This is a genomic window from Pseudomonas sp. P5_109 (genome assembly GCF_034009455.1).
Lineage (GTDB): Bacteria > Pseudomonadota > Gammaproteobacteria > Pseudomonadales > Pseudomonadaceae > Aquipseudomonas.
Genome location: NZ_CP125380.1, coordinates 6597303 through 6609406, shown reverse-complemented (window position 1 = coordinate 6609406; position 12104 = coordinate 6597303). Strand labels below are relative to the sequence as shown.

Here is a 12104-nt window from a genome sequence, read left to right as displayed (position 1 = left end):
CGGCTGGAGGGAATGGTCGTAAGCGTGGAGGCAGCATTCACAAGACGTGCGGGCAGGCCTGCGGAACTTCACATGGAACGATTATCTGTAGGAGCGAGCTTGCTCGCGATGAACCAGCGGGCAACGCGTTCATCCAGAATAAACGCGTTATCGTTGACGACCATCGCGAGCGAGCTCGCTCCTACAGTTGGCTGCGTTTCAGAGCCAGATGGCGTCCCATAGCGGATATTTGCCGATATGGTCGACTAGCCCTGCTCGCAATGGGTTGGCAACGATGTATCGGGCCATCGCTTTCAGGTCGTCCTCGCGACGCAGCGCCCGGTCAAAATAACCTTTTTGCCATAGCGTCTCGTGACAGCCTCTCGCTTTGTTGATAGCGCGGGCGCTTCGAGATTTGGTGGCTTGCATCAGTTTCGGCAAATCACCGCTATGCAACTCGACCAGCCAGTGAAAGTGATCTGGCATGATCACCCAGGCAATAGAAGAGGCTTGGCCGTCCTCAGTTGCTTTCCTGAATTCGCTTACCACCGTACGACCCATATGCAAGTCCTTGAAGACGGGTTGTCGCTGGTGGGTGACAGCTGTGAGCAAATAAATCCGGCCGTTTTCCGAGTAGCGGCCGGTGCGTAAGTGATGGGCATGGGGTGCGTTGGACATTCCTTGGTCCTCTTCTGCGATTGGAAGAGAAACGGTAGGTGAGGAAGGGGAGCCTGTCGGTCCGACAGTAGTTCCAGATGTGTCTTATATCTGTAGGAGCGAGCTTGCTCGCGATGAACCTACAGACAACGCTGGTTACCAGAAGCGCTGCGTCATTGTTGACGTTTTTCGCGAGCAAGCTCGCTCCTACAAGTCAGCGCCCGATCCTGGTGTTCGTCAGCAAACCCCAAAGACTGAATACGATGTAGCTGACGGCAATGGCGATCAGCAAATTGTCCCCGGCTTGTGCGAGGGCGGCGCTGCTGACGGCCGCGGTGATGAACATGATGCTGTTGCCTGCGGATGCTGCCGTTCCGGCACTGCTTGAGAACAGCAACATGGCTGCGGAAATGGCGGCAGGGCGAACCAGGGTGACTGCCAGAGCACTGATCAGCATCGGTATGAGCAAGGTGATGGTTGTCATCGCCTCATAACGGATGATCAACGCCAACAATACGCCAGCGGCACCCAGTAAACCGAGGCCGATGTTGATTTGCAGAGAGAGGGAAATATGTTTCTGCACAGTGCTGGCAACGACTCCGCCCAGGAAATAGGCGACCCCATACACCATAAGTACCCAAGCGTACTGGTACTCGGACAGTTTCAACTCATCCATGAAGATCAGCGGTGTCACGCTGATCAACGCGAAATAGCAAGCGAACACTAACGCGGCTATCCACCAGTACCGGATGAAGTCTCGATTTCCAACAATGGATTTCAGCGTGCGTAGAACGGAAACGGGTGTTCTTTGATGGTTGACTGCTTTGGAGGGTAGTATCACTTGGGCATGGATAAACATGCCAAGCGCCATGAGCGCAAAACCATAAAAACTTCCCTGCCAGTCAAACGTGGTTTGCAACCATGATCCCAGTAGCGGTGACAGTGCAACAAAGGAACCGCTCAGCGTCATGTAATAAATGCGCACCCGGGCCCGATCCTGTTCTTCGAACAAGTCTTCCACCAATGCGTGACCCAGCACAAAAAAACCACACCCGATTGCCTGCATGATGCGAAATAGCAGGAAGCCCAGATAGTCCGTAGCCAGCGCGCACCCTATTGAGCCGAGCGTAGAAACAACGATGCAACCAAGAAGAACTTCCTTGCGCCCCCACTTATCTGAGAGTGGGCCGGTTACTAATTGAGAAATCGCAAAAACCAGCGTGAACAGGCTGGTGGATAGGGCGATTTCTGCAGTTGAAGTGTTGAACTTCGCGGCCAGGGCAGGAAAAGAAGGCAGGAGGATATTCAGCGGGAAAAAACTGATTAACGAAATATTGGTAATCAGGATAAAGCGGGAGGCCCGTTGGCGTTTCAGGTCGCCACTTAGAGCTGGGTAAGAGGACTCAGACATTGTTTTTGTTTTCCGGAGTGTTCAAGCGTTCATGCTTGAAACCAGAAACCGATACTAGTCTGGGACGCAGGCAATTCAATCAGAAGCGCTGTAGGAGGCTTCCTGTTTTGATGCCGGGAGCCTCTGTAGGAGCAGCCGGTCGACGCTCGATTGCTCGCGATGAGCCTGAGAGCGCCGTGGGGCGTCAGGTTGCCAGCGTTATCGTTGACGTCCATCGCGAGCAAGCTCGCTCCTACAGGGGTAGGGCTTTAGCTGTTTGGCAGCAACCGGCAGGTGATGCTCTTGATGTAACGGGTTTCAGCGATAGCAGGGTGAACCGGGTGATCCGGACCCTGGCCGCCGCGCTCGAGCATCTGGATATTGCGGTCCAGGTGGCGGGCGCTGGTCAGCAGGATGTTTTGCAGGTCGTCTTCCGGCAGGTGCATCGAGCAGGAGGCGCTGACCAGGATGCCGTCCTTGGTGAGCAGGCGCATGGCTTGCTCGTTCAGGCGGCGGTAGGCGCCTTCGCCGTTTTTCATGTCTTTCTTGCGTTTGATGAACGCCGGCGGGTCGGCCACGATTACGTCGAAGCGTTCTTCGCTGGCTTTCAGTTCTTTGAGGGCTTCGAACACGTCGCCTTCGATGCAGGTCATTTTTTCGGCGAAGCCGTTCAGCGCGGCGTTGCGCTCGACGCCGTCGAGGGCGAAGGCCGAGGCGTCGACGCAGAACACTTCGCTGGCGCCGAATGCAGCGGCTTGTACGCCCCAGCCGCCGATGTAGCTGTACAGGTCCAGTACGCGTTTGCCTTTGGCATACGGTGCCAGGCGGGCACGGTTCATGCGGTGGTCATAGAACCAGCCGGTTTTCTGGCCCTGGATGACCGGGGCTTCGAATTTCACGCCGTTCTCTTCGAGAGCAACCCACTCTGGCACCAGGCCGAACACGGTTTCGACGTAGCGGGTGAGGCCTTCGGCATCACGGGCGGCGGAGTCGTTCTTGAACAGGATGCCGCTTGGCTTGAGCACTTGGGTCAGCGCCGCGATCACGTCGTCCTTGTGGGCTTCCATGGTCGCCGAGGCGATCTGCACCACCAGGATGTCGCCGAAACGGTCAACCACCAGGCCTGGCAGCAGGTCGGAATCGCCGTAGACCAGGCGATAGAACGGCTTGTCGAACAGGCGATCGCGCAGGGACAGGGCCACGTTCAGGCGGTGTACCAGTAGCGACTTGTCCAGCGGCAGCTTGATGTCGCGCGACAGCACACGGGCGCAGATCAGGTTGTTCGGGCTCATGGCGACGATGCCCAGCGGCTTGCCGCCGGCGGCTTCGAGGATCGCCTGGTCGCCGGCCTTGAAACCGTGCAAAGGCGTAGCGGCTACATCGATTTCGTTGCTGTAGACCCACAAGTGACCGTTGCGCAGACGACGGTCGGCGTTGGCTTTGAGGCGCAGGCTAGGCAGGGACATGTCGTCGCTCCGGAAAAAAGAGCGGGAGTATAGCGTGTTGAAGCGTACGCCGGTTCAATGGTGGACATGTGGCGAGGGGGCTTGCCCCCGTTCGGTCGCGAAGCGGCCGTCAAGCAGACGAATGGAGTCTGCCTGACAAACCGCAGGTGCAGATTTCAGGACCGCTTCGCGGCCCAACGGGGGCAAGCCCCCTCGCCACAGAGACTTGTCATGCGATTTGGTATGTCGGATCCAACTTCATAAAGGTTAGAATCGCCGTCTGACCCAGAGTGTGCACAAATGTCCCAAGAGCTGACTTCCGAACAGATCCAACAAGCCCTGCAGGGCATCAGCGTACCGGCCCAGCCGCAAATCATGGTGGATTTGCAGATGGAGCAGTACATGCCCGACCCGGATCTGGAAGTCATCGCCAAGCTGATCTCCCAGGATCCGGGGCTTTCCGGTTCCCTGTTGAAGATCGTCAATTCGCCGTATTACGGGCTGAGCAACAAGATTGCCTCGATCCAGCGCGCGGTGAATCTGCTGGGCAGCCGCTCGGTCATCAACCTGATCAACGCGCAGTCGATCAAGGGCGAAATGAATGACGACACCATTGTCACCCTGAACCGTTTCTGGGACACCGCTCAGGACGTGGCCATGACCTGCCTGACCCTGGCCAAGCGCATTGGCATTGAAAATGGCGACGAAGCCTATGCCCTGGGCCTGTTCCACGACTGCGGCGTGCCCTTGATGCTCCAGCGTTTCCCCAACTACATGGGCGTTCTGGAGCAGGCCTATGCCAATGCCAGTGCCGAATGCCGGGTGGTGGATACGGAAAATCAGGTGTTCAATACCAATCATTCGGTGGTTGGCTATTACACGGCCAAGTCGTGGCGCCTGCCGGAACACGTGAGCGCGGCGATCGCCAATCACCACAATGCGTTGGCGATTTTCAGCGATGAATCTTCGCGCAACAGTTCGTTGAAGAACCTGCTGGCGATCCTGAAGATGGCCGAGCACATTTGCGCGTCGTACCGGGTGCTGGGCAATCAGACCGAAGATCACGAGTGGAACAGCATCGCGCCGCTGGTGCTCGATTATGTCGGCCTCTCGGACTACGACTTCGAGACCCTCAAGCAGACGATTCGCGACCTCGGTACTCATCGCTGAGTACCGGGCTTTCTTCTTTCAAGAGAGCACCATGCCTGAATTGCCAGAAGTCGAAACCACCCGTCGCGGTATCGCGCCGTACCTGGAAGGCCAGCGCGTCAGCCGGGTGATCGTGCGTGATCGGCGCTTGCGCTGGCCAATTCCCGAAGACCTCGATGTGCGCCTGTCCGGGCAACGCATCGTGTTGGTGGAGCGGCGGGCCAAGTACCTCCTGATCAACGCCGAAGTCGGTACCTTGATCAGCCACTTGGGCATGTCAGGCAACTTGCGCCTGGTGGAAGCCGGGTTGCCGGCGGCCAAGCATGAGCACGTGGACATCGAGCTGGAGTCGGGCCTGGCCCTGCGTTACACCGACCCGCGGCGCTTTGGCGCAATGCTCTGGAGTCTGGATCCGCTCAATCACGAGTTGCTGATCCGCCTGGGGCCGGAGCCGCTGACCGACCTGTTCGACGGCGAGCGTCTGTTCCAGCAGTCCCGTGGCCGTTCGATGGCGGTCAAGCCGTTCATCATGGATAACGCGGTGGTGGTTGGCGTTGGCAATATCTACGCGACTGAAGCGTTGTTCGCCGCGGGGATCGACCCGCGCCGCGAAGCCGGGAGCATTTCCCGGGCGCGTTACTTGAAGCTGGCCATCGAAATCAAGCGCATTCTGGCAGCCGCCATCGAGCGCGGCGGTACCACGTTGCGGGACTTTATCGGTGGTGACGGTCAGCCTGGCTACTTCCAGCAGGAACTGTTCGTGTACGGCCGTGGCGGTGAACACTGCAAGGTCTGTGGCACGGGGCTGCGGGAAGTGAAGCTTGGGCAGCGTGCGAGTGTGTTTTGTCCGCGCTGTCAGAGCTGAAAGTCAGTTAGATTTTCAGTGAGGCTGATGACGCCTTCGCGAGCAAGCCCGCTCCCACATTTGGAATGCATTTCCCCTGTGGGAGCGGGCTTGCTCGCGAAGGTGGCCTGACAGGCGCCGGATGCCTCAAGCCTTGCCGGTAATTTTCCGGTACTTCTCCATCAACTGTTCTTCAGTCTCCGGATGAGCTTCGTCCAGTGGAATGCAATCCACCGGGCAGACCTGCTGGCACTGCGGTTCGTCGTAGTGGCCGACGCACTGGGTGCACAGGTTCGGGTCGATCACGTAGATCTCTTCGCCTTGGGAAATGGCGGCGTTCGGGCACTCGGGTTCGCAGACGTCGCAGTTGATGCAATCGTCGGTGATGATCAGGGACATGCTAACTCCAGCCGGGGCGGCAGGCCCGGGCGTAATAAACCAATGCGCACAATTGTGCCGCATTGGCGCCTGCGTTGCACGCAGGTGCGACGTACTGTAGGAGCCAGCCTGCTGGCGATGAAGCCGAGAACGCCGCGGGGTGTCAGGTTTCCCGCGTTATCGTTGACGTCCATCGCGAGCAGGCTCGCTCCTACAGTTTGCGGGGATTATTTCTTGAAGCGTTCGGTCAGTGCGTCCGCCACCACAGGGTGCACGAACTTGGTGATATCGCCGCCCAGGGCTGCGATTTCACGGACCAGCGTCGAGGAAATGAACGAGTAGCGCTCGGACGGGGTCAGGAACAGGCTTTCCACGTCCGGGGCCAGTTGGCGGTTCATGTTGGCCAGCTGGAATTCGTATTCGAAGTCCGACACCGCGCGCAAACCACGCAGGAACACGTTGGCATTCTGCTCTTTGGCGAAGTGCGCCAGCAGCGTCGAGAAACCGACGACTTCAACGTTCGGCAGATGTTTAGTGACCTCGCGCGCCAGTTCCACACGTTGTTCCAGAGGAAACAACGGGTTTTTCTTGGGGCTCGCGGCGACGGCGATGATCACGTGATCGAACAGGCGCGAGGCGCGTTCGACCAGATCGCCATGGCCCTTGGTAATAGGGTCGAAGGTACCTGGGTACAACACTCGGTTCATCGCGTCGTCCTGGCGGGAATCCGTTGGGGAGTCGGATGGTATCGCAGCCTTCCCGGTCGGCCAAGTCGCCTGTTGGGTAAGAAAGCACTATAGACGATGGGAATTATCGTCATTTTCATGGTTTTTTTAAACGTTCGGCCAGGGATGTCGCCAGTTGCGCCGTCAGTCCATAGACCGACAGCTGCGGATTGGCGCCAATGCTGGTGGGGAACAGCGAACCGTCGTGGATCGACAGATTGCCCAGTTGATGATGCCGGCCGAGGCTGTCGGTCACGGCGTTCACCGGGTCTTCACCCATGGCGCAACCGCCCATCACATGGGCACTGCCCAGGCGTGTGCGATACAACTCCAGGCTCAGGCCGTCGATCAGCGTGCGGGCTTCGGCTAGGGTCTTCACGTAGCGGGCGTCGGCGTGCATTGGCATGACAGCCCTGGCGCCACCGGCAAACTGGATCTCGGCCATGGTGTGGAACGCCCGGCGCAATCCATCCCAGGCGTACTGTGATAGTTGGTAATCCAGCACTGGCGTGTCATCGCTGCGCAATTCGACGCTGCCACCGGGGCTGTCCGGGTGAAAACCATCGCGCAGCAACGCGAGCATGGCGTGGGTATGCGGCAGATTGGCCATGTGCTGCGAGTTTTCCTGGCCGAAACCACCCAGCAATGTCGTGGCCAGCGCCGGGTGCAGGGGCGGGACTTCCAGTTTGAAAGACATCTTGCCCGTGGTGCCGTCCTGCCATTGGAAATGGTCCGAATAGATCGACTGCGGCGCGCCGTAGAACGGGTTGACCACTTCGTCGAACAACGCGGCGGACATGTTCACCGGGTGCAGGAACGTACGTTTTCCCAGGCGCTTGTGTGGGTCAGGCGCACTGGAGCGCATCAACAAGGCCGGGCTGTTGATACCGCCACCGGCCAGCACGAAATGCCGTGCCTTGACCGTGATGGTGCGCCCGGTCGGTGCGACGCAGCGCTCATCCATCGCCGAACATTGCAGACCGGTGACCTTGTCGCCGCTGATCGTGAGTTTTTCGGCGCGGGCCAGATAAAGCAGCTCACCGCCTTTTTCCAGGGTAGCTGGAATGGTGGTGACCATCATCGATTGCTTGGCGTTGGTCGGGCAGCCCATGCCGCAGTAGCCGAGGTTCCAGCAGCCGCGTACGTTGCGCGGGATGACGTGCCATGAGTAATTCAGTGCTTCGCAGCCCTTGCGGATCACGTCATTGTTGGCGTTGGGCGGCACCATCCACGGCGCGACGCCCAGGCGCTGCTCCATTTTTTCGAACCACGGCGCCATGTCCGTCGGGCTGTGACCCTTGACGTTGTGTTCTTTGGCCCAGTGTTCCAGGGTCGGCTCCGGCGTGCGGAAACTGGAGGTCCAGTTGATCAGCGTGGTGCCGCCCACCGCCCGGCCTTGCAGGATGGTGATCGCGCCGTCCTTGCTCATGCGGCCGATGCCTTCCTGGTAAAGGCTGGCGTAGGCCTGGTCTTCGAGCATCTTGAAGTCGCTGCTGGTCTTGAGCGGGCCTTCCTCGATCAGCAGCACCTTGTAGCCGGCCGCGCTGAGGATTTCAGCGGTGGTGCCGCCGCCGGCACCGCTGCCGATGATCGCCACGTCCGCTTCGAGTGTCAGGTCCTGGGTCAGTTGCGAGCCGTTGTAGGTTTTCCAGCCTCGGGCCATGCCTTCGCGGAACGGATCGGGTACGGGCATCTTCGGGTTCTCTTTTTATTATGGTTAGGTTCTGTGGTGATGCGACCGACGCCTTCGCGAGCAAGCCCGCTCCACAGGGTCATGCGGTCAATGTGGGAGCGGGCTTGCTCGCGAAGGCGTCGACTCGGTATCAAACGGTAGGCGGCCCGGGATACCCACAATGCGCCCACGATTCCTTGCGTCCGTACCAGGCCATCATCACCAGTTGCAGCAATGAACTGTGGCCCATGCGCAACAGGCTCAACGAGCTGTTTTCCCAGCGATCGAGAAAGCGCCGAATATCGTCGGCGCTGGCGTTTTCCCAACTGCCCCAGATCCCGGTCAGCGGTCCGCGAGTCACGGCCATGCCCAGCACATCGAACAGTTGTTGGGTCAGCTTGAGCATTTGCGGCGACAGATGGGCGAGGTTGTAATCCAGGCTTTTCAGTGTGCCTTCGACCGCCTCGGGCCTCCGTTCGGAGGGCGCCGCACCCTCGAGCATGACCGGAATCAACGCCCGTAAAAACGGCAGATCGCCGCTGCGCAGCGTGACGAAACCACTGGCTGGCGCACTCGGCGAACAACCGCTGAGGCTGGCTCCGAGCCCGGCGGTAGCGAGGAAAGCTGTGGCACCGAGGCTGAATTTAAGCAGCCCGCGCCGTGACAGCGCGGGTGTATCGGACAGGCTGGGGGTCATTGTTGTTATTACCCGACTGTGATGATTGTTAGCGGATGAACAGCTTCTGGATCAGCTTTTGAATCGACTTGCCGTACGGCGGGTAGATCAGTTTCGCCGCGTTGAACCGCTGTTTGATCAGCACGCCCTTGGCCTTGCTGAAGGTCAGGAAGCCTTCATGGCCATGGTAATGACCCATGCCCGAGGCACCGATGCCGCCGAACGGCATGTCGTCCTGGGCAACGTGCAGCAGGGTGTCGTTCAGGCACACACCGCCGGAATGGGTTTCGTGCAGCACACGCTGTTGTTCGCGCTTGTCGTAGCCGAAGTAATACAGCGCCAGTGGGCGAGGGCGCTGGTTGATGTAGGCAAACGCCTGATCCAGATCCTTGTACGGCACGATCGGCAGCAGTGGCCCGAAGATCTCGTCCTGCATCACCGTCATGTCGTCAGTGACATTGAGCAGCAGGCTATGGCTCATGCGGCGGCCTTGACCCTGGTCGAACAGCGGCATCAGCAACGCACCCTTGCTGGTGGCGTCGCTGACGTAGCCGTTGAGGCGCGCCAGTTGGCGCTCATTGATGATCGCGGTGTAGTCCGGGTTGTCGGCGAGTGTCGGATAAAAACTGCGGACGGCGGTGCGATAGGCCTCGACGAAACCACCGACGCGATCCTCCGGCACCAGCACATAATCCGGGGCCACGCAGGTCTGGCCGGCGTTCAGGGTCTTGCCGAAGGCGATGCGCTCGGCGGCGTCCTTGAGCGGTACATCCTGGGAAACGATGGCCGGGGACTTGCCGCCCAGTTCCAGGGTCACCGGGGTCAGGTTTTCCGCGGCGGCGCGCATGACGTGTTTGCCGATGCTGGTGGCACCAGTGAACAGCAGGTGATCGAACGGCAGCCGCGAGAAGGCCACGCCCATATCAGCCTCGCCCAGCACCACGCAAACCAGGTCTTCAGGGAAGATGCGCGCCAGCAGTTGCTTCATCAGCAGACCGGTCGCGGGGGTCGACTCACTGAGCTTGAGCATCACCCGATTGCCTGCGGACAGCGCGCCGACCAGCGGACCGATGGCCAGGTAGAGCGGGTAGTTCCACGGCACGATGACCCCGACCACGCCCAGCGGTTGGTAAACGACTTTGGCAGAGGCGGGCTGGAAAGCGGCGCCAACCTTGCGTCGCGAGGCTCGCATCCAGCCCTTGAGGTGTTTGCTGGCGTAATGGATGCCGTGCAGGCTGGGCATCAGTTCGGCGAGCAGGGTTTCATCGGCGCTGCGATGGCTGAAGTCCTGGCTGATCGCATCGATCAGGGCCTGGCGTTCATTGTTCAATAAATCCTTCAGCGCCTTGAGCCATTGCTGACGCTGCGCGGCGGGTGGCATCGGGTTGACGGCGTACGCGGCACGCTGGGCGTCGAACAGAGCCTGAAGCTCTTCCAGCGGCTGCTGTAGGTTCTGCAGGTAGGAAATTTCAGCAGTCATGGTCGGCTCCGGATTTATTGTAATGAAGCACTTTTTAGAGTCTATGCTCTAGAAAGTCAAATGACATCCTGGAACAGCTTTGTTTTATCCGCTCGCGGATAGATCTAAGATGCCCGTCAACGCACTCTGAATTAAAGCTCAAGCCATGGCCCCACGGATCAAAACCAGCGAGCGCATCGTGCAGAACAGCCTGGAGCTGTTCAACCAGCAGGGCGAGCGCAGCATCAGTACCAACCACATTGCTGCCCATATGGAAATTTCCCCGGGCAACCTGTACTACCACTTCCCTAACAAGCAGGCGATCATCGCCGTTTTGTTCAGCGAGTACGAAAGCCTGGTGGACAGCTTCCTGCGCCCGCCCCAGGGCCGTGCCGCCACGGTGGAAGACAAACGCTTCTACCTCAAGGAGCTGCTGTCGGCGATGTGGCGCTACCGGTTTCTGCATCGCGATCTCGAACATTTGCTCGATAGCGACCCCGAGCTGGCCGACCGCTATCGACGCTTTTCCCAGCGTTGCCTGATCCAGGGTGGGGCGATCTACGAAGGTTTTGTCGCCGCCGGCATTTTGAAAATGGACAAGGTGCAGATCGAATCCCTGACCCTCAATGCCTGGATCATCCTCACGTCATGGGTGCGCTTCCTGTGCACCACGCGGGAGAACTCCAGTCACTTGAGCGAACAGGCCATTAAACGCGGGGTTTATCAGGTTCTGGTGCTGGAAGCGGGGTTCGTCACGGATCAGTCCCGCGATGCGGTCAACGCCTTGTTCGAAGAGTTTTACGTGCCCCTGGCCCAGGCACTGGAAGAAGTACAGTAGGATCAAGACCGACTTAATCACAGGAGCCCGTTATGCCCATTGCGCAACTGATCAGCCCGCAAGCACTGGACCTGAAAAAGGACCAGCCGGGGCTGGTGATTCTGGATTGTCGTTTTGCTCTCGAAGACCCGGATTACGGCCAGCGCAGCTATGCCGAAGGGCACATCGCCGGTTCGCGCTATGCCGACCTTGAGCGTGATCTGAGTGGCGCCGTGGTCAAGGGCGTGACCGGGCGTCATCCGTTACCCGAGCCGGCGCAATTGATCGAGCGCCTGCAAGCCTGGGGCGTCAACGCCGATAGCGAAGTGGTGCTGTATGACGACGGTCCGGGTGCCTATGCGGCGCGGGCCTGGTGGTTGCTGGCCTGGCTGGGCAAGCGTGACGGTGTATTCATCCTCGATGGCGGGCTCAAGGCCTGGCACGCAGCCGGTTTGCCGCTGAGCCTGGATGCGCCGGCGATCCTCCGTGGTTCCTTCACTGGCAAGCCTGACACGGCGTTGCTGATCAGTGCCGAGCAATTGCAAAAGCGCCTCTCCCGGCCGGAACTGACCCTGCTCGATGCCCGCGCATTGCCGCGTTTCAAGGGCGAAGTGGAGCCGATCGATCCAGTGGCCGGACACATTCCCGGTGCCCAGTGTGCGGCGTTTACCGACAACCTGGGCAGTGACGGTCGCTTCCTGCCGGCCGATCAACTCAAGCAGCGCTTTGCCGCCAAACTGGGCGATCGTTCGCCGAATGATCTGGTGGCGTACTGCGGTTCCGGCGTGACGGCGTGCCACAACCTGTTTGCGTTGTGCCTGGCCGGTTATCCGTTGGGTTCGTTGTATGCCGGGTCGTGGAGCGAGTGGATCAACGAACCTGCGCGGGGCGTCGCCACCGGCGAATAATCACC

The 12104-nt window shown here is 59.5% G+C and carries 12 protein-coding genes; 4 read left to right on the top strand and 8 right to left on the bottom strand.

The annotated features are described in order from the left end of the window. Window positions 1–198: 198 nt before the first annotated feature. The 3 genes from QMK54_RS29490 to QMK54_RS29480 all read right to left on the bottom strand — a co-directional run bounded on the left by QMK54_RS29490 (window position 199) and on the right by QMK54_RS29480 (window position 3492). Window positions 199–657, bottom strand: coding sequence for an REP-associated tyrosine transposase (locus QMK54_RS29490; RefSeq protein ID WP_320401738.1), 459 nt, complete (start codon window positions 655–657; stop codon window positions 199–201). Window positions 658–850: 193 nt separating this feature from the next. After that, complete coding sequence (locus QMK54_RS29485) at window positions 851–2047, bottom strand: MFS transporter (protein ID WP_320401737.1); 1197 nt, start codon at window positions 2045–2047, stop codon at window positions 851–853. Between the two features lie 248 nt (window positions 2048–2295). Next, on the bottom strand, window positions 2296–3492 hold the full coding sequence (locus QMK54_RS29480) for a class I SAM-dependent rRNA methyltransferase (protein ID WP_103395796.1): 1197 nt from the start codon (window positions 3490–3492) through the stop codon (window positions 2296–2298). A 279-nt stretch (window positions 3493–3771) separates the two neighbouring features. Here QMK54_RS29480 and QMK54_RS29475 point away from each other — a divergent pair, with 279 nt between their 5' ends. Then, a complete protein-coding gene (locus tag QMK54_RS29475; RefSeq protein WP_110662739.1) occupies window positions 3772–4641 on the top strand; it encodes an HDOD domain-containing protein in 870 nt (289 codons plus the stop codon). Window positions 4642–4672: 31 nt separating this feature from the next. Continuing rightward, entirely contained in the window at window positions 4673–5485 is an 813-nt protein-coding gene (gene mutM / locus QMK54_RS29470) for a bifunctional DNA-formamidopyrimidine glycosylase/DNA-(apurinic or apyrimidinic site) lyase (RefSeq protein ID WP_110662736.1), read from the top strand. A gap of 126 nt (window positions 5486–5611) precedes the next feature. Here the strand turns inward: mutM and QMK54_RS29465 are convergent, their stop codons facing one another. The 5 genes from QMK54_RS29465 to QMK54_RS29445 form a co-directional block, all read right to left on the bottom strand. After that, window positions 5612–5863, bottom strand: a complete 252-nt coding sequence (locus QMK54_RS29465) for a YfhL family 4Fe-4S dicluster ferredoxin (RefSeq protein ID WP_003195146.1) — start codon at window positions 5861–5863, stop codon at window positions 5612–5614. A gap of 206 nt (window positions 5864–6069) precedes the next feature. Beyond that, complete coding sequence (coaD, locus tag QMK54_RS29460) at window positions 6070–6549, bottom strand: pantetheine-phosphate adenylyltransferase (RefSeq protein WP_007939322.1); 480 nt, start codon at window positions 6547–6549, stop codon at window positions 6070–6072. A gap of 115 nt (window positions 6550–6664) precedes the next feature. Then, window positions 6665–8260, bottom strand: coding sequence for a GMC family oxidoreductase (locus QMK54_RS29455; RefSeq protein ID WP_320401736.1), 1596 nt, complete (start codon window positions 8258–8260; stop codon window positions 6665–6667). 130 nt (window positions 8261–8390) lie between these two features. After that, window positions 8391–8936, bottom strand: coding sequence for a twin-arginine translocation pathway signal protein (locus tag QMK54_RS29450; protein ID WP_320401735.1), 546 nt, complete (start codon window positions 8934–8936; stop codon window positions 8391–8393). 28 nt (window positions 8937–8964) lie between these two features. Then, window positions 8965–10395 (bottom strand): coniferyl aldehyde dehydrogenase, encoded by a 1431-nt coding sequence (locus QMK54_RS29445; RefSeq protein WP_223589643.1) that lies wholly within the window; start codon window positions 10393–10395, stop codon window positions 8965–8967. A gap of 145 nt (window positions 10396–10540) precedes the next feature. On the opposite strand from QMK54_RS29445, the gene QMK54_RS29440 reads away from it, so the two are divergent. Together QMK54_RS29440 and QMK54_RS29435 are read left to right on the top strand one after the other, a co-directional pair. After that, a complete protein-coding gene (locus QMK54_RS29440; RefSeq protein WP_103395789.1) occupies window positions 10541–11212 on the top strand; it encodes a TetR/AcrR family transcriptional regulator in 672 nt (223 codons plus the stop codon). Window positions 11213–11244: 32 nt separating this feature from the next. Continuing rightward, window positions 11245–12099 (top strand): sulfurtransferase, encoded by an 855-nt coding sequence (locus QMK54_RS29435; protein WP_320401734.1) that lies wholly within the window; start codon window positions 11245–11247, stop codon window positions 12097–12099. Window positions 12100–12104: the final 5 nt, after the last annotated feature.